This window comes from Alistipes sp. Marseille-P2263, assembly GCF_018101075.1.
In the GTDB taxonomy this organism is placed as follows: domain Bacteria; phylum Bacteroidota; class Bacteroidia; order Bacteroidales; family Rikenellaceae; genus Alistipes; species Alistipes dispar.
The window spans coordinates 164,125-182,560 of the sequence record NZ_JAGQEJ010000006.1 but is presented as its reverse complement, the minus strand read 5'-3'; the positions used below and the strand labels follow the sequence as shown (position 1 = coordinate 182,560).

Below are 18,436 nucleotides of genomic sequence, written 5' to 3'. Positions count from 1 at the left end.
CGGGATTGAAAATTTGCCCTATATTTGCACTCCGAAAACGATAGACAACGTTCTTCGAAAAGCCTGAATAGCTCAGTTGGTTAGAGCACATGACTGTTAATCATGGGGTCCTAGGTTCAAGTCCTTGTTCAGGCGCAGATGCGCGAGGGTTGCGTAAGGTTCTTTCAAAAACGCCTGCAAGCGGGTGATCGGAAAACGAAAAATTTCCGCCGGAAATTTGGAGTTTGAAAAAATTGAATTACCTTTGCAGTCCCAAGCCATTTTTAACGGGAGCTTAGCTCAGCTGGTTCAGAGCGTCTGCCTTACAAGCAGAGGGTCGGGGGTTCGAATCCCTCAGCTCCCACAACATCGAAACCATCCCCGAATAGGATGGTTTTTTCATGTGACGACGAAGGGAGCATAGCTCAGTTGGTTTAGAGCGCCTGCTCGACAAGCAGGAGGTCAGCGGTTCAAATCCGCTTGTTCCCACAAATCCCGCATGCGGTCGGAAAGGTGCGCAGAGCCCGTTTCCGGCCGTTTTTCGTTTTATCCTCCCTCGCTTCCGCATTCGGGAATACGCCGGAATGTATGTCCGTGCGGCCGGGGTCGTTCCCATCCCCGCCGGAATTTCTGGATTCCGGGACTTCGTCGGGCGTTTCCGGTCCCTCGGACGCTGCGGGCGGATATAAAGAAGACAGCCCGGCGTGAAGCCGGGCTGTCTAGCGTTCTGCCGCTTCGGCGGCGGGATTACCACATCACGCTGATCCTGTAACTTTCGATGCCGTTGGCGATCGTCTCGGTTTCGACCTTGTTGAAACCCCAGAAGCGCTCTTCGGTGAGCAGGAAGATCGTGTACTGCGATCCTTTGCTGACTTCGAAGACGTTGAATCCGTAACTCGTGCCGGCGGACTGCCCTGCCGCCTGCAGCGATTCGAAGAGGTCGTTCTTGACCGTGCCGATCATCAGCAGCGGCATGTTCGTGTCGTAGAACGAGCGCAGCACGCCGTCGCCGCCGCCGAAGGCCGAGATCTGGTCGGCCGTTTCGAACCGAGCCGTCAGCACGTTCACGTCGAACGACACTTCGGTCGTGCCCGTGACTTCGCCCAGGTCGTTCTTGTCGGTGCGCACGCCCTTCATGCCCGTCGTCAGTCCGGTGACGTAGCAACCCGCGCCGCAGGCTTCGCCCCTCGACTCCGTGAGGCACCGGTTCACGAAGAGCATGCTCCCCTGGTAGGCGGTTTGGGACTGAATCCGGTTGAATGCGAAGGTCGTCCAGCGGTAGGAGTCGAACGCGGTGCCCATAAGCGACCGGAGATCGCCGTTGTCCGCACGGTCGAGGACCGTCAGCCACGAGCCGTTCCTGCCGTCGAGCGTCGTGACGATATAGTCGTGCACGGCTTCGTAATCGGACGCTCCGGAGCAGAGTGCGGCATCGCTCAGCCGCGAGACGAACTGTATTTCGGTGGTGAATTTGTCCGACGGAGCGGGAATCTGGGCGTCCGAGGGGTACTCGTCCAGCCCGTTGTCGCACCCCGTGAACGTCGGTGCTGCCACTGCGAGGGCCAGCAAAGCCGAAAGGTATTTCTTTGCGTTTTTCATCGTTTCTGGTTGTTTCCGTTGTTCTAATTGTTCAGTACGGCCGTGCCGATGATGGCGTAGTGGTCGGAAAGCTCGTAATATTCTTGGGAGTCGAGCACCCGGAAATCCGAACAGCTCCACTCGTTCTGCGGGAAGCCGATGAAATAGTCGAGTTTGCTGCCGCCGAACGTGCCGTCGTTGTTGCACAACTTCGTGCCGTAGGCCTGGTACTCCTTGATCGCATCTGTTCCCGGGCCGCAGTTCATGTCGCCCATCAGCAGCGAGGGGATGCCCGCTTCGGTGGCCGGGGCGACCGCGTAGGCGATCACCTCCTTGGCCTGTTCGTAGCAGGTTTCGTCACCGCCGAAGGCGTCGAGGTGGGTGCAGACGATGCGTACCTTCACGCCGTCGGGAGCGGCGTCGGTCGGTACGAGGATGTCGGCCCAGCCTACCGAACGCTGGTCGGCTCCCGTGAACATGCCGAGCAGCTCGGATTTCGAATTGACGATCGGGTATTTCGACAGAATGCCGTTTCCGTAGTAGCCGTTGTCCTTGTCGTAGGACCAGATGAAGAAGGGGAACATGCCGAGGGCTTCGGCGAACTCGGTCAGTTTCTCCTTCGAGCCCATCGTGCCGCTCGCGGTTTCGAACTCGTTGAAGCAAACGATGTCGGGATCCTCTTCCCGGATCGCCTCGGCGAACCGGGTGATGTCGCGTGTCACGTTGGTATTGGCCCGCAGCTCCAGCGCCTTGACGTTCCACGACATGCACTTGAGTTTCACGTCCTGGGCCTGTGCGCCGGCCAGCGGCAGGAGCGTGCCCAGCAGCATGGCCGCTCCCAGTATCTTATTTTCGATTTTCATAATCCGTGCGAATTTTCTCGGTTAATAACCTTTGTTCTGCGTGAGGTTCACCGTGCCGTTGAAAGCCGTTTGGGGAATCGGGAACACCTTGTTGTAGGTCGGATTGAACGTGCGGCCGGGATACACCTCCACCTCCTCGGTTTCGATCCTGCCATCGACCATCTTCGAAACGACGCTGTGCAGCGGTTTGGAGTAGTACTCTTCGGCCAGCCCCCAGCGTACCACGTCGATATGGCGGCTGGGCTGGAATTCGAAGGCCAGTTCGCAGCGGCGCTCGTTCTGCAACTGTGCCTTCGTGGCCCGGCTGTCGCGCGGCAGGCCGGCGCGCTCGCGGATGTCGTCGAGCAGATTCTTGGCCTCGGCGTCGCCTTCGCCTTTGGTCCAGATCAGGGCCTCGGCCTTCATCAGCATGACGTCTGCATAGCGCATCAGACAGCAGTTGAGCGTGTTCCAGAGTTTGTCGCGCTGGTTCGAAACCTCCGAATAGCTGCCCGTCTCCCATGGCGAGATGAACTTCTGGTTGATCAGGCCCGCCGAGACGTGGCTGGTCGTGTACGAGGTGATCGAGCCGTCGGTGCAGTAGCCGCCGAAAGTGATGTCGCGGCCCATGAACCGTACGTGGTTGCCGGGGTAGAGAATCGTGGCTTCGCGGCGCTGGTCGCCCTCCTCGAAAGCGTCCCAGAGCTCCTTGCTCGGCGTGTAGTATCCCCACGTGTTGTAGAGGCCCCAGCCGGCATTGACGAACGTCACGCCGTGGTAGCGCGCGCCGTTCGTGACGTCGCCTTCCAGCGAGAAGATGTATTCCGAGCTGTGGTTCTGCTCCTTGCGCCAGAGGTTGGCGAAAGACTTGGACTTGTCACTCGGGTCGATGTAGAGCGAACGCTTGTCGGCTCCGGTCAGGGACATTACCTTGTCGCACATTTCGATCACGATGTCGTAGTACGACTGGTCGTATTGCGCGGCATAGAGCGCGGCGCGGGCGGCGAAAGCCCATGCGGCGGCTTTGTGCGGCAGGCCGTACTGGTCGGCGGAGAGCTCCGAGAAGTAGGGCAGCTCCTCGGCCGCGTCGCGGAAGTCCTGGATGATCTGGTCGTAGTTCTTCAGCACGTGGTCCGGACGCGGCGAGTCCATGGCGTCCATGGGCGTCGTGTCGAGGATGATGGGAATGCCGCCGTTCGTATCGTCGCCGTAGTAGGGAACCATCCAGAGCATCGAGAAGCCGCGGAAGAAATAGGCGGATCCGAGGGCCAGCTTCTTCACCGACGGGGTGATGCCCAGGTCGGGAACCAGCTTGATGATGTTGTTGGCCTTGGCCACGTTCTGGTACATGACGCCCCAGACCTCCTGCACGTCCTGGTCGTTGGAGGGGGACATGCGGAATTCGCGGATTTCGTCCACGGCCGGACGGTCGCGGCCGATGAGGATGTTGTCGCTGGCGCATTCGAACCACATGTGTCCGCGGCCGCAGATCTGCTCGCTCCAGTTGGGCGATACGAAGTAGTAGAGTGCATATACGGCCTTCATGACGTCTTCGTCCGTTTTCCACGACGTGTCGCGGCCGTAGGATTCCCGGTCGAGGAAATCGGAACAGCCCGAGAACGATAATACGCTGACGGCCAGACAAATATTCATTAATATCTTTTTCATGGTCGGTTGAGGTTTAGAAATTGACGTTCACACCAAAGTTGAAGAAACGCGACACGGGATACACGCCGGAGTCGATGCCGTAGTTGCCCACTTCGGGGTCGATGCCCGAATAGCCGGTGATCGTGGCCACGTTGTCGATGCTCATGTAAACACGCAGCGAGCCCTTTTCGAGACCGATGTGGCGGGTGACGTGTTTGGGCAGCGTATAGCCCAGCGTGATGTTTTTCAGACGCAGGTAGTCGCCCTTCTCGAGGAAAACGTCGGAGAACTTCACGTAGTTGCCGTTGTTGTCGTCCACCAGACCCAGCCGCGGATATTTGCTGCCGGAGGGGTTGAAGTCCCACGTGTCATAGACGTCGGAGATGAGGTTGCCCATGTCCGCACGGCCGTTCATGGCCATTTGCTTCGTGCCGTTGTAGATGTAGTTGCCTGCGACGCCCTGGAACATGAAGCTGAAGTCGAATCCCTTCCAGTCGAACGAGCCGCCGAACGAGTAGGTCTGTTTCGGGGTGTAGCAGCCCGTCAGCACGCGGTCGTCGTCCGTGATTACGCCGTCGCCGTTCGTATCGACGAACTTCAGGTCGCCCACCTTGGCGTCGGGCTGCACCTGCGTCACTTCGCCGGTCTCGGCGTTCTTGCTGACGTAGCGGTCGATCTCCTCCTGCGAGCGGAAGATGCCGTCCGTGCGGTAGAGGTAGTAGGAGTACCACGGATACCCGGCCGCCGAGTAGAGGATCGGCGTGCTGTTGATATTCGGGTTCTCATGCTGCACGAGTTCCTGGGCGCCGTAGTCGTCCACCCAGCCCTTGTTGGTCGAGAACGTTCCCCATACGCTGTAGTTGAACTTGCCGTCGGCCGCGCTGTTGCGGTAGGAGGCCGAGAACTCCCAGCCGCGGTTGATTACTTTGCCCATGTTGCCCAGCGGCGGGTTCTCCACGCCGATTTGCGGGGGAGTGGGTATGTAGTCGATCAGGTCGCGCGTCTCCTTGTAATAATAGTCGGCGCTGATTTCGAGTTTGTTCTCGAACATCTGCAGGTCGAGACCGGCGCTGGTCTGCACGGTGGTCTCCCACGTGGCGTCGGTGTTGGCGATCGTCTCCAGGTAGGTTCCATAGACGGTGTTGCCGCCGATGAGCGAGCCGTTCGGGTAGGTGAGCAGCGGGATTTCGGTGGGGTTGGGCAGCGAGTAGAGCGTCACGTTGCCGACCTTGCCCCAGCCCGCACGCAGTTTGACCAGATCGAACACCTTCGCGAGCGGGGAGTTACGGAAGAACTTCTCCGAGGAAATCTTCCACGATCCCGACACCGAGGGGAACCAGTCGTAGTTCTTCGCCGAAGGGAGTTTCGACGAGGCGTCGCGGCGGATGCTGCCGACGAGGAAGTAGCGGTCGTCGAACGAATAGCCGATACGTCCCAACACGGAGACCATGGCGTAATCGCGCAGCTTCTCCGTCGGGTTGCTGGCCCATTCGTCGGCCGAGTCCCAGACCATGTTGTGGTCTGTGGCGTCGATGTAGCCCTTCGTGCGGAACTCCCGGTAATGGTTCTTCTGGTAGTCGGTCGTGAAACCGGCCATGGCGCTGATGTGGTGCTTGCCGAAGACCTGCGCGTAGGTGGCCGTGGTCTCCCAGAGCGTGTGGAAGTTATTGAAGTAGTACTGGTCGCGTGTTCCGGTCGTCGAGCCTCCCGGCACGTCGATTGCGGGCGAGAATTCGTCCTCCTCGCGCGTATCGAGGTCGGCGGTGAATTCGGACTTGATCGTCAGCTCGGTGATCGGCTTGATCTCCAGCGAGGTGGTCGAGAAGACCTTCGTCCGCGGGTAGCGGCGGCGCATCGTTTCGAGCTGTGCGACCGGATTGACGATGTTCGGGCCCGTCACGCCGGCCTCCATGTCGGCCGACGAGGCGATGCCTCCGTATTTGGGCTTTCCGTTGTCGCCGTAAACGAGGTTCCCTTCGGCGTCGCGGTCGTACACCGATGCCGATGCGGGGAACCACATGGCGCCCAGGATGGGACCCGTGTGCGAGGTGCTGACGTTGCCCTGTCCATTCGAATACTCGAACGAAACGCGTTCGGAGAGTTTCAGCCACTTGACGGGTTTGAACGTCGTGTGGAGCTTGGCGCCGAGCGACTGGCTCCACGTGTTGAGCAGCGTGCCCTCCTTGTCGTCGTAGGTTACCGAGAGGATCGACTGGAGTTTTTCGGTTCCGCCGCTCACCGACACGCCGTAGTGCTGCGTGAATCCGGTCTGGAAAATCTCGTCGAGCCAGTCCGTGCGCGTGACGTTGGCGCCGGCGTAAACCTCCGGATTGGCGAGGTTGGGCAGCGAGCCGTTGTCCGAATTGGCGACCGCCTTGGCCCATACGTCGCAGAACTGCTGTGCGTTGAGCATCGTCGGCAGATTCATCGTCCGTTCGAATCCGAGCGATACGTTCACATTGACGCGCGTCTTGCCGGCTTCGGCCTGGCGGGTGGTGATCAGCACGACGCCGCTCGATCCCACCGAAGCGCCGTAGATGGCGGCCGAGGCGGCGTCTTTCAGGACCGTGATGGTCTCGATGTCCTCGACCATGTAGGGCGCATTGGGTACGCCGTCCACCACGACCAGCACGCCGTCGCCCGACGAAGGACCGTCGTTTCCGCGGTCGGTTCCCTGATCGTTGCCCTTCGATCCGCGGCCGCGGATCGAGAACGAGGCCTTCTGCATCGGGTCGCCCGACTGCATCACGGTCACGCCCGGCATGCGGCCCTGCAACAGCGTTCCCAGGTCCGAGGCGCGGCTGCGTGCGGCATCGTCCACCTTGACCGTCGTCACGGCCATCGAGAGGTCCTCCTTGCGCTGCGAGCCGTAGCCGATCGCCACGACCTCGCCGATCATCGTCGTCTCCTCTTCGAGGGTCACGTTGATCTCCGTGCGATTCATCACCTCGATCCGCTGCGGCTTGTAACCGATATACGAGAATTCGAGGGTGGCGTCCCTGCCGACGGAAATCCGATACGATCCGTCGGCGGCGGTCGTCACGCCGTTGGTCGTTCCCGCCTCGATCACCGAGGCGCCGATCAGCGGATTCTGGCCCGTGTCGGTCAGACGCCCCGAAACCGTGACGCGTTCCTGCGCCCTGACAGGAAGCATGAGTAAGCCGAACAGCAAACTCATCAGAAGCCGGCGGGCGAAATCCCGTCTCTTCCCTGAGAAAGTCAAATTCATTTTCATAGGTTTGAGGTTAATAATTAAATGTTAAAAGGTCTGCGGTTTGGAGAATTATTATTAAAATATTTTATAATTATTCGGGCTTCGTAACTTCTTTGAAATATTTCGGCATTCCGATATTCAAAGTTACTCCCTCCGTTTTCTCCGGCGGGTGCTTTTTGCGTACTATATTCCTCGGATTCCGCAGAATTGATTCCGGGGCAGACCGTGCGGGGCGTATCGGTATCCGCAGGCGTCGTAGAGGTCCGTCAGGCGCCGCAGACGACGCAGGAAGTCGTCGTAATCCTTCTCCTGCGGATTCCAGCCTGCCTCGGCGAGCGCGCTCAGCCGGGGCAGCAGCATGTATTGCGCCTGACCGAAGTCGGGGATGTATTCGGTCCAGAGATTGGCCTGCACGCCAAGCACGAAACGCGCCTCGTCGGAGGTCAGCCCCTCCAGCGGATCGAAGGAGTAAACCTTTTCGAGCGGCAGGAATCCGCCCCAGGCGAGCGGTTCGGCGGCCGTGTCGGCCGACTGGTAATAGTCCAGATAACAGTGCGTCGTCGGCGCCATGATGACCCGGTTGCCCTGTTTCGCGGCCCGGATGCCGCCTTCGGTTCCGCGCCACGACATGACGACGGCCGTGGGCGATACGCCGCCTTCGAGCAGCTCGTCCCAGCCGATGAGCCGGCGGCCGTGGCGTTGCAGAAACCGCTCCACGCGCGCCGTGGCATAGCCCTGCAACTGCCGGGGCGAGTCGAGTCCTTCGGCGCGCATCCGCGCCCGGCAGCGGGGGCAGCGTTCCCACAGGGTCGTCGGGCACTCGTCGCCGCCGATGTGGACGTATTCCGAGGGGAAGAGGCCGATTACCTCTTCGAGGACGTGTTCGATGAATTCGAAGGTCGTTTCGCGGCCCGGGCAGAACACCCGGTCGTCGATGTCCCACGTCTGGCGCACTTCGTACCGTTCGCCCGTGCAGCTCAGCCACGGATAGGAGGCCAGCGCCGCGACGGCGTGCCCGGGGAATTCGATTTCGGGAATGACGGTGATGAACCTCCGGGCGGCGTAATCGACCACCTCGCGGATCTCCTCCTGCGTGTAATAGCCGCCGTAGGGCGTTTCGTCGTAGCGGCATGTCGCGTCGTACTCGCCGCCGGGGTCCCTGCCGATGAGTGTCCTCCGGCGGACGGCCCCCGTGCGTGTCAGTTCCGGGTATCGTTCGATCTCGATGCGCCATCCCTGGTCGTCCGTCAGATGCCAGTGGAAGACGTTCATCTTGTGCAGCGCCAGCAGGTCGAGCGTGCGCTTCACCTCTTCGACCGTGAAGAAATGGCGCGCCACGTCGAGCATCAGTCCCCGGTAGGCCAGGGCGGGGCGGTCGTCGATCGTCGCGGCGGGCAGTTCCACGGCACGGATCTTCGCCGTGCCCGCCGCCTTCTGCGGCAGGAGCTGCCGCAGCGTCTGCACCGCATAGAAGGCTCCCTGCGGTCCGCCGGACACGATGTCGATCCGTTCCGGAGCAATCGTCAGCCGGTATGCGTCGTGCGGGAGAGTGTCCGCCCGGAGGAAGTTCACCGCTCCGGCCGCGGCCTCCGCCGCTTCGGAGGGTGTCGGCGCCGTGCCGAAGAACGGCAGCATCGCTTCGCCGAGCGCATCCGTCGCCCGGCTCCACGCCTTCAGTTCGTCCGGCGTAGCGTCGGCGGGGACGACGTATCGGACGGGCGTTCCCGCCGAGAGACGGAACGTGCCGTCGCCGCGTTCCGCTGCCGCGGGGCGCGGCACTACGGCGATTTCCGGATCGGCGTACAGCGTCCGGTCGCACGCTCCGGTGAGGAGCAGGCAGCCGATTCCGGCGAGCAGGCGGTTGTACGGGCGGTTCGTTCTCATCGTCGTCCGGTCATTCGCAGGCCGAAGCGCCCAGCAGTCCGACGTGTTCGATCTCCGAACGGTAGATGCGCAGCCGTTCGACGGTCCGGGCGTAGGGGAACTCCCGGAGGCTTTCGAGCATCGCGGCCCGAAAGAAGCCGAAGGCATGCGAAATGCTGCCTCCGAAGACGATCGCCTCGGGATCGTAGGCGTAGAGCGTCAGCATGACCAGCCGTCCGACGTGGCCTCCGAACTCGTTCCACAGCGCCAGCGCTTCGGGATCGCCCGCCGCCGCCCGTTCGCAGGCCTCCTTGCCCGACGTGCCCCGGCCGACGAAGAAACGGCTGCTGCAATAGTATTCGTAGTCGCGGTCCAGATAGGGAATGCAGCCGATCTCGCCCGCTCCGGTGTTGGCGCCCGAGTAGAGTTTGCCGTCGATCACGATGCCGGCCCCCACGCCCGTTCCGAGCGCGATGCACGCCACGTTGCGGCAGTCGTGGGCCTCGCCGAAGCGGCAGACGCCCAGCGCGAAGCAGTTGCAGTCGTTGTTCACGTGCACCGGCAGGCCGAACCGCTTTTCGAACCGCTCCTTGAGATGCACTTCGCGCCACGAGGGGATGCCCGCCACGTTATATACGATGCCCCGCACGGCATCCACCACCGACGGCACGCCGATGCCGATGCACGTCACGCCGGGCGTTACCAGCGCTCCGACGAGCGAGGCGATGTGTTCCAGCACCTCCTCCTCCGGACGGTTGGCCCGGCAGGGCTCCGAAAGCAGACGCACGATGCGTCCGCGGTCCACCAGGCCGGCACGTACGTTCGTGCCGCCCAAATCCACGCCTATTCTCATCGCTTCGCAGGGATTTCCGTGATTCGGCCGTCGGCGAAACGGGCATGATCGACCTTGCGGCCGTCGTCTTCGCGGATCCATGTCTCGAATCCCCGTTCGCCTTCGGTGAGTACGAGCAGCCGCACGCCGGGTCGCAGGTTGTTGTATGTGGTGTCGTCGCCCGAGAAGCGGCCGTAGCCGAGACAGATTCCCCGATCGGCCGCCAGATAGTCGATGTCGTGGTCGTGTCCCGCGAAGGTGGCCATGACGCTGCCCGTTTCGACGAGCGCGGCGAACATGCCCGGATTGAGCGCCCCGGGGCACTCGTCCTCGGCGGCGCGGCCGATCCGGCTGTTGTCGGGGTTCCGCCATGCCGCGGCGTATTCGGGCAGTGCGATATGGAAAAAGGCCAGCGCGGGCATCGGACGGCCGCCGTTGGCCGCTGTGCGGGCTTCGCAGCGCGTCCGCAGCCAGGCGATCTGCTCCTCCCGGAACCAGTCGTAGCCTTCGATGCCCGCCATCTGCGATTCGGCGTGCGAATCGAGGCAGTAGAGCAGCAGGGCGGGCGCTCCGGAGTCGCGGCCCAGCACCTCCAGTTCGAGGTCGGACAGTTCGCCGGAGACGCCGGTCGTGTTGAGCGAATGCGGGCCGGACGCGGCGAGACGTCCGATCTCGGCGCGCGTGAGGTCCTGCTCGGCGTCGTGGTTGCCCAGCACCGTGCAATAGGGAATCCCGCGGCGTTCCATCGTGTCGAACAGGCGGCGCCACATCGTTTCGGCGGGGGCGCCCGTCACCACGTCGCCCGTGAAGACGACCAGATCGGGGCGTTCCCCGGCCAGGATACGGTCCAGCCGTGCGAAGGTCTTCCCGGCCTGCGCGAGTCTGCGGGGCGTGGAGGGATCGAGGTGCATGTCGGTAAACTGCGCGATTTTGAACGTTCGGTTTTCGCCGAAACGCAGTGTCGCGGGCTGTGCCTGCGCGGAGACGACGCTCCAGACGGCGGCGCAGGCCAAAACGATCGGTCGTTTCATGTTCGGGGAATGATTCGGGTTAATCGAGTTTCACTTCGCCGCTCTTTTCGACGTGCACGGTGCGGCTCTGTCCGTCGCCCCACAACACCGTGAGGTCGAAAGGCACGTCGGTCGATACGGTCACGGCGGGAACTTCCGAAGACGAGCCGCGGCGGCGGACCTTCAGGTCCACGACGCCGTTCGGACCGAACGGATACCGTTCGATACCGTGCGCCTCGGTGTGGGTGACGTCCCATTCGATCCGCCGTTCCGAGTAGTCGGACTTGATGCCCAGCACGTACTCGATGAAGACGGCGATGGGCGGCAGGCCGGTCCAGCCCACGAAGTCTTTCCGGGCCATGAATCCCGGTTCGGGCCGCTCCGGGGCGTAGTACTCCCAGAACGTTCCCGTCTTTTTCCATACCTCGAAGACCGAAGCGTAGTGATTCGCGGCGATTTCACGCGCCTGTGCGCGATAGCCCTTGCGCCAGAGTCCGTCGATGACCATGTAGTTCGTGCCGGGCCATACGCCGCCCTGCCAGTAGCGTCCGACGGGGTTGTACTTGGCGTGGTCGGCCGAGAGCGAGGGCACGCGGTGCGGGCGGGCGAACTCCGTGGTGTCGGAAAGGTGGGCCACCAGCCGGTCGAGGCGCTCCTTGTCCAGCGCATCGGTTTGCAGGGCCCAGTAGGCTCCGATGCCCTTCGTCGGGCAGAGCGATCCGTCGCCGTAGCGGTCGTGCAGGAATCCGTCCCGCTCGTCCCAGAGGTGTTCGTTGATGTAGCGTTTGAGCATTTTCATCTCCTCTTCCATCCATTCGATCTCCTGCCACCGTTCGATGTGGAATCCGATCTGGAGCAGCGACTCGTCCACGAGCATCTGTTGCAGGTTGGTGTCGAGCCATACCATGTGGCCGTGCGAAAAGATCGGGTTGTATTCGGGTTTCACGCGCGGCATGTTGTCCATGCCCGTGCCCCAGCCGCTCGACCAGTAGGTCCCGTCGGGCCACGTGCGGTTGAGCTTCCACCACTTCGCATAGCCGCACAGCGCGGGGAAGATGCGGTGCAGACGGTCGATGTCGCCGAACTGCCGGAAATAGGTCAGCTCGATCCACGGCAGCAGGTCGGGGCCCGTCGAGGTGGGGTCGTAGCGTTCGAAACAGTCGGAGCCGTCGGCGCGGATTTCGCGGCAGATGAAGCCGTCGGGGTGCTGTTTGGCGTAGAAGTTGTCCATCGACCGCTGGAAGGGGAAATAGCGGTATCCGTAGCGGGCGTAGAGCATCATGAAGGACATGTCCCACATGAAGATGTTGCCGTTGTAGGCCATGTCGAGGTAGGGAGAGACGAATCCCGATCCCTCCTGCGGCTGGCGGATGTTGCCCACGGCGATCCGCCAGGCGTGCCAGTACATTTCGATCTCCTTGTCGTGTCCTTCCCAATACGGGGCGGGCAGGATCCTGCGCGCCTCGTCGAACGGCCGGGGTTCGATGCGTTCGGGCGCGGCCGTGCGGTATTCGTTCTCGGCCACGAAGACCTCCTTTACGTAGGTGTTCTTGTAGGGCAGTTCGTAACGGCCCGACTTCAGCCCCTGGGCGGCGGTCTGGGCGGCGATGCAGAGCGACAGCAGCGTCGCTGCGACGGTTCGTTTCATGGCGTTGTCTGTTTATTCGGTCAGGGAACGGATGCGGCGGGCGATTTCCGTGTTGAGGTAGGTTCCGCAGAAACGGTCGGCGCCGGGGCCGTAGGCGAATACGGGCAGCATGACCGGCGTGTGGTCGTCGCTGACGTAGATGCCCGTGATGCGGCCGGTCTGCTCGTCACCGTCGAGGAGCGTCAGTCCGCCCGTCTCGTGGTCGGCCGTCACGACGACGAGCGTCTCGCCGTTCGAGTCGGCGAATTTCAGCGCCTCGGCCACGGCCATGTCGAAGCTCAGCATCTCGATCACCGAGCCGGGCAGGCAGCGCGAGTGGCCGGCGTAGTCGATCTTCGCCCCTTCGACCATCAGGAAGAAGCCTCCGTCGCCCCGCTCCTGCAGTTTGTCGATCGCGGCGCGCGTGGCTTCGGCCAGCAGCGGGAGGTTGGCCTCCTCGGCCGCGGCCTCCATCCGTTCGTCGATGCAGACGACCTTGTCCTTCGCGTCGTTGATCCGGTCGATCGAACGGACGAAGCGGTAGTTCTTCGCAAGTTCCTTTTCCATGTCCAGGCCGTCGCCGCGTTCGGTGAACTGGCGGATGCCGCTGCCGCAGAGCAGATCGACCGGTGCGTCGAGCAGGCAGCGGGTCAGCTCGTCGGCGTTGTCGCGTTCGACCGAGTGGCCGTAGAAGGCTGCGGGCGTGGCGTCCGCGACGTTGCCGAGCGTCACGACGCCCACCGGAAGCCCCTTCTCCCGGAAATGGTCGCTCAGCGACGGGTAGGGTTGGCCCTCCTCGCTCGTCGAGATGTGGCGGTTGGCATGCCGCTCGCCCGTGGCCAGGGCGCTGCCGCCGGCCGCCGAGTCGGTCGTGAAATATCCCTTCGCGTTGTTGCGCTGAAGACCGATGTAGTTGAAGTTCATCAGCGTGAGACCCTTGTTGGCATAGGCCGCGGCCACGATCTGCGACAGGCCCATGCCGTCGCCGATCAGGAAGATCACGTTCCTGATGCGGCCCTCGCCGCCGTCGTTGAGGTACGTGGGGCGGTAGATGTCGATTCCCTTCGAGAGCCGGAGCTTGTCGTTCTGGAACCCGCGGAAGTCGTGCGTCGTCTTGTCCAGCCGTTCGGTCCCTGTCACGCCGGCGGCGGCCGTGCGGCGGTCGCCGATACGGAAGTTCTTGTTGCCGAAGTCGGCGAAGAAGGCGGCGCAGGCCTCCGGGTTGTCCGTGTTGATGTAGTCGATCCCCATGTCGTAGAAGGTGTAGTAAACCGTGATGCCTTCGGGCGCGTTCCAGAAACGGACGGGTTTGCCCATTGCGTGCGCCCGGTCGATCGCCTCTTGCAGCCGGGCCTTCTCCTCCGGGATGATCGACCCTTTGCCGTTCCATTGCGAGAAAGCCCGGAAATCTGCGCTCACGAGGGCGACGCGGGCCGCCTGCGCAGGCGTGTAGTCGGCGTCCCATGCGCCGTCGAAGCGGATGTATTCGGGATATTCGCCGAACTCCTCAGGGGCGGGTATTCGTCCCGTGGCGACGATCCTTACGGCTTCGGGGTTCGTCGCCGGATCGAACACCTCGGGGTGACGGCCGAGCAGGTCGGCGACGGCGCGCAGCGTCGGCCCGGTCTCCGACTTGAGCTCGATCATCAGTTGCAGATGCCGGTCGGAGTCGGCGAAGGCACGACCGCCGTTGCGGGCGAACAGCGTGGCGATCGGTTCGACGTAGAGCGCTTCGAAGGTCAGCGCCGGATTCGGCTCTTCGGGGTCGTGACCCACGAGGAGCTGCCCGTCGTGCAGGAAGACGTCGGCTTCGATCGACGAAACCTGTTGGGCATAGGCCTGATAGAACGGTACGCGGCGGGCGTAGTCGTTGTGCGAATGGATCAGCACGGGAGGCTGCGCGGCGGCGACCGTGCAGAACGGCAGCGCGGCGAGCAGCAGAACAAGGCGGAGATTCGGTTTCATTGCAGGTTGTTTTTAACGGTTGAATTCGAGTGTCGCGGCGACGGGCGCGTGGTCGGAGAGATACCCGCCGCCGAGCGTGTCGGGCAGCACCTCGCAGCGCACGGCCCGGATGCCGCCGCCGATGAAGATGTAGTCCAGCAGCGGCCTTTCGGCTTCGGGAATCCGTCCGAAATCGGAGAAACTCCACGCCGGACCCGACCGCTCCGCGGCGGTGAGGCGTGCGTCGCGCAGGAATCCGTCTTCGCCGACATGCGCGATCACGGGCGAATCCGGCTCGGCGTTGAAGTCTCCCGTGAGGATCACCGGGCGGTCGCCGCGCAGCGAGTCGATGCGCTGCCGGAGCAGTGCGACGCCTTCGCGGCGGGCCGTTTCGCCTTCGTGGTCGAGGTGCGTGTTGATGAAGAGGAATTCCCGGCCGTCGCTGCCGCGCCGCAGCACGACCCACGTGGCCAGCCGTTCGCAGGCGCCGTCCCATCCCTTCGACCCGGCGCGTCCGGGTTCCTCGCTCAGCCAGAACGTGCCCGAGTCGAGCAGGTCGAACGTCCCGTCGCGGAAGAGCACCGCGTTGAACTCGCCCGCGCGGACGCCGTCTTCGCGGCCCACGCCGACGGCCCGGTAGTCGGGCAGCGCCGCGCGGAGGTCGTCGAACTGGTTGGCCAGCAGCTCCTGCGTTCCGAGCAGGTCGGGTTTCCGGGTACGGATCAGTCCGGCGATGCGTTCGCGGCGGAAGCGCCAGTTGTCCGGACCGTCTTCGGGATTGTCGTAACGCATGTTGAGCGTCATGACGCCGAGCGGCCGCGGTTCGGAGTCGCCGCAGGCGGTCGCGGCGCCGAGGGCCAGCAGCAGGAGAAGTCGTTTCATGGCAGGTTGTTTTTCATTCGACGTAAAGATTTCCGGCGGGAATCGGGGTGAACTCCTTTTCACCGGGCGCTTTCCAGCTCCACGAGAGTTCCTGTCCCTCGTAATCCTCGAAATAACGCAGCTCGAAGGCGTGCAGCCCCGCTTCGAGCGCCACGCGGCCGGTCGCTGTGACCGAGGCGTGCGAGCCGTCGTTGTCCACGACCTTGCGGCCGTCGATCAGCAGCACGCTGCCGTCGTCGCTCTTGGTGGCGAACTCCCAGATTCCGCGTCGCGGAATCCGGATCAGCCCTTCGAACAGATAGGCGAAATGGTCTTCCTGCAGGGCGCCGGCGATCGAAGGTTCGGGCATGACGCCGGTAGCGGTCCGACGGCCTCCGGGAATGTCGGCCGTGCGGGCGAACCGCCCTTCGTAATATGTGTACCGCACGCCCTGTGTCGCGGCCTCGGTGGCTGCGGGCGGCAGGAACCGGGCCTTTTCGGCGCGGAGCGTCAGCGTGTGGCTGGGCGCTGCTCCCGCTTTGAAGCCTTTGGCGCGGAGCGTCAGCGAACGGTCCACGCGCACCGGTTCGGTGTAGCGGGGCGATTGCGGTCCGGGCTCCGAGCCGTCGAGCGTGTAGCGGATTTCGGCCCCGGGGGTGGTCGTCGCCAGTGTGATCTCGACCGGCTCGGTGAACAGGTGCGCGGATTGCGTCGTGTAGGGGATCGAAACGACCTCGCCCCGGGTCAGCGAATAGGGGCGGGCGTCGGGGGACGTGCCCCGGTCGAAGTCCGGTTCGGGACGGAGCGCGAAGTGCAGCTCGCCGCCCCGCATGAGCTGTTCGTAGGTGAGGACGTTCGTCTCCACGGGTTGGCCGTCGAGCGTCACGGAGCCGATGTAGCGGTTCCGCTGCGGATCGTCGGCCGTGACGGTCAGCGTCCGTCCGCCGGAGAGCCGCACCACGGCGCGCTCGAACAACGGTGCGGTGAGCACGAACTCGTTCGACCCGGGGCAGACGGGGTAGAACCCCAGCGAGGAGAAGATATACCAGGCCGACATTTGGCCGCAGTCCTCGTTGCCGACGATGCCCTCGGGCGTCGGGGCATACATTTCGTCGAGCAGGCGCCGCGTCAGCTCCTGCGTCCGCCACGGCATTCCGACATAGTTGTAGAGGTAGGCCATGTGGTGACTCGGTTCGTTGCCGTGGGCATACTGGCCCATGAGTCCCGTGACGTCGGCCACGTCGAGCCGCATTTCGTCCGAGGTGAGCGTAAAGAGCCGGTCGAGCTCGCGTACGAACGCTTCGCGCCCGCCGAACAGTTGTTCGAGGCCGTTCACGTCGTGCGGTGCGAAGAAGCGGTAGTGCCACGGCGTAGCTTCGGTGTAGTCGCGTCCCGTGGCGAACTCCTCGAAAGGCGTCGTCCAGCCGCCGTCGGACCGCCGACCCCGGAAGAAGCGTGTCGAACCGTCGAACACGTTCACGTAGTTGAGCGCCCGGCGGTAGTACGCTTCGGCCGTTTCGTCGCGGCCCAGCGCTTCGGCCATGCGGGCGATCGTCCAGTCGTCGTAGGCGTATTCGAGGGTGCAGGAGACCGATTCGCGCCTGATGTTCGAGGGGATGAATCCCGTGGCCACGTAGTAGTCGGAACCCTTCTTGTTGCGGTTCGACGAGCGGATCATGGCCTCGAGCGCATGCTCGGCGTCGAAGCCGCGGATGCCCTTCAGGTAGGCGTCGGCGATGACCGACACGGCGTGATAGCCGATCATCGTGCCCGTTTCGCCCGAGGCGAGAGGCCAAATGGGCAGTTCTCCCGTGGCGTCGTACATGTCGAGCATACTGAAGATCATGTCGTTTACGAGCGTGGTGTCGATGAGCGTCTGCAACGGATGCCATGCGCGGAAGGTGTCCCACAGCGAGAAGGTGGAGTAGTAGGCGCGCCCTTCGGGGACCCGGGCGATCGTTCCGTCGTGCCGGCGGTATTGCCCGTTGACATCGCTCATCAGGTTGGGCGTCAGGCAGGCGTGGTATTGCGCCGTGCGGAACACGGTGCGTTCGTCGCGCGTGCCGCCTTCGACGGAGATGCGTCCCAGGGCTTCCCGCCACGACGCTTCGGCGCGGGTGCGCACGGCGTCGAAGTCGAGCTCGGGAACCTCCGCGAGGCTGTTTTCGCGGGCGTTCTCCGCGCTGACCGACGAAAGGCCGACGGCTGCCGTGAGGTGCTCCGTGCCGGGGGCGAACGTCAGCACCGCCTGCCTGCCGCCGAGCAGCTCGACGTCGGTGAACGGCTCGGAGAACCGGGCCCAGAAATAGACGTACCGGTCGGCGACCCATCCTTGCGAGCGGCGCATTCCGGAGAGTTCGGCGGGACCCGTCCGGCGCAGTTCGCTCCGGTCGATCCGCGCTTCGGCGATCGTGTGCGTCAGGTCCACGATGACGCGCCGCGGCCCGTCGCCGCGGAACGTATATCGGTGTACGCCCGTGCGGGGCGAGGCCGTCAGTTCGACCGTCAGCCGTTCGTCGGGCAGCTCGACGCGGTAGTAGCCGCACGAAGCCCGTTCGCCGTCGTGCGAGAAACGGTAGGGCTGCGGCCGGTACAGGCTGTCGCGCGCCACCTCCGCGCGGAGGGTGGGGTGGAAGAGGATGTCGGCCAGATCGGCGCATCCTGTGCCGCTGAGGTGGGTGTGCGAGAAGCCGTCGATCGTCGTGTCGTCGTAGTGGTAGCCCGCGCAGGCGTCCCAGTCGCCCGCCCGCGTGTCGGGACTGAGCTGCACCATGCCGAAAGGCGTGGCGGCGCCGGGATAGGTGTGGCCGTGGAAACCCGTGCCGATGAACGGATCGACGTATCCGATCGGGTCGGAGGGCTGCGTGCAGGCGGTGCCGACGCAGGCCAGCAGCATGCAGGTGAGGTTTCGTATCATGGTCGTCAAGGTCGGTTTCGTTTCGGTTTTCACAAAAGTAGCGCGCCTTCCGGAGTCGGATGGCGGCGATTTGCGTATTTGATTCCTCGCATCGCGCAAAAGCGGTTTCCGGCGTGCAGCCG

General features: G+C 63.4%; 11 protein-coding genes and 3 tRNA genes. 3 read left to right on the top strand and 11 right to left on the bottom strand.

The features are described from left to right. Positions 1 to 61 precede the first annotated feature (61 nt). The 3 genes from KB554_RS09025 to KB554_RS09015 all read left to right on the top strand — a co-directional run bounded on the left by KB554_RS09025 (position 62) and on the right by KB554_RS09015 (position 468). A tRNA-Asn gene (locus KB554_RS09025) sits at positions 62 to 135 on the top strand. 133 nt (positions 136 to 268) lie between these two features. Continuing rightward, a tRNA-Val gene (locus KB554_RS09020) sits at positions 269 to 343 on the top strand. A gap of 50 nt (positions 344 to 393) precedes the next feature. Beyond that, positions 394 to 468: transfer RNA gene (locus KB554_RS09015), tRNA-Val, on the top strand. Between the two features lie 258 nt (positions 469 to 726). Here the strand turns inward: KB554_RS09015 and KB554_RS09010 are convergent. The 11 genes from KB554_RS09010 to KB554_RS08960 form a co-directional block, all read right to left on the bottom strand. Further along, positions 727 to 1,578: a hypothetical protein gene (locus KB554_RS09010; RefSeq protein ID WP_211035690.1), complete on the bottom strand. Its 852-nt coding sequence runs from the start codon at positions 1,576 to 1,578 to the stop codon at positions 727 to 729. 23 nt (positions 1,579 to 1,601) lie between these two features. Then, positions 1,602 to 2,420 carry an endonuclease/exonuclease/phosphatase family protein gene (locus KB554_RS09005; protein ID WP_141428968.1) on the bottom strand — a complete coding sequence of 273 codons (819 nt, stop codon included), beginning with the start codon at positions 2,418 to 2,420 and terminating at the stop codon, positions 1,602 to 1,604. A gap of 21 nt (positions 2,421 to 2,441) precedes the next feature. Next, positions 2,442 to 4,067: a RagB/SusD family nutrient uptake outer membrane protein gene (locus KB554_RS09000; protein ID WP_141428970.1), complete on the bottom strand. Its 1,626-nt coding sequence runs from the start codon at positions 4,065 to 4,067 to the stop codon at positions 2,442 to 2,444. A 13-nt stretch (positions 4,068 to 4,080) separates the two neighbouring features. Continuing rightward, positions 4,081 to 7,224, bottom strand: a complete 3,144-nt coding sequence (locus KB554_RS08995; RefSeq protein ID WP_232522857.1) for a TonB-dependent receptor — start codon at positions 7,222 to 7,224, stop codon at positions 4,081 to 4,083. A 219-nt stretch (positions 7,225 to 7,443) separates the two neighbouring features. After that, positions 7,444 to 9,144 (bottom strand): beta-N-acetylhexosaminidase, encoded by a 1,701-nt coding sequence (locus tag KB554_RS08990; protein WP_141428974.1) that lies wholly within the window; start codon positions 9,142 to 9,144, stop codon positions 7,444 to 7,446. A 10-nt stretch (positions 9,145 to 9,154) separates the two neighbouring features. Next, complete coding sequence (locus KB554_RS08985; protein ID WP_211035688.1) at positions 9,155 to 9,976, bottom strand: ROK family protein; 822 nt, start codon at positions 9,974 to 9,976, stop codon at positions 9,155 to 9,157. Next, positions 9,973 to 10,986 carry a metallophosphoesterase family protein gene (locus KB554_RS08980; protein WP_211035686.1) on the bottom strand — a complete coding sequence of 338 codons (1,014 nt, stop codon included), beginning with the start codon at positions 10,984 to 10,986 and terminating at the stop codon, positions 9,973 to 9,975. Before KB554_RS08980 ends, KB554_RS08985 begins: the two co-directional genes overlap by 4 nt. Before the next feature lie 19 nt (positions 10,987 to 11,005). Continuing rightward, entirely contained in the window at positions 11,006 to 12,613 is a 1,608-nt protein-coding gene (locus tag KB554_RS08975; RefSeq protein WP_211035684.1) for a trehalase family glycosidase, read from the bottom strand. A 12-nt stretch (positions 12,614 to 12,625) separates the two neighbouring features. Beyond that, a complete protein-coding gene (locus KB554_RS08970; protein WP_211035682.1) occupies positions 12,626 to 14,557 on the bottom strand; it encodes an alkaline phosphatase in 1,932 nt (643 codons plus the stop codon). Positions 14,558 to 14,569: 12 nt separating this feature from the next. Next, a complete protein-coding gene (locus KB554_RS08965; RefSeq protein WP_211035680.1) occupies positions 14,570 to 15,418 on the bottom strand; it encodes an endonuclease/exonuclease/phosphatase family protein in 849 nt (282 codons plus the stop codon). A 13-nt stretch (positions 15,419 to 15,431) separates the two neighbouring features. Then, entirely contained in the window at positions 15,432 to 18,314 is a 2,883-nt protein-coding gene (locus KB554_RS08960; RefSeq protein ID WP_211035678.1) for a GH92 family glycosyl hydrolase, read from the bottom strand. Positions 18,315 to 18,436 lie beyond the last annotated feature (122 nt).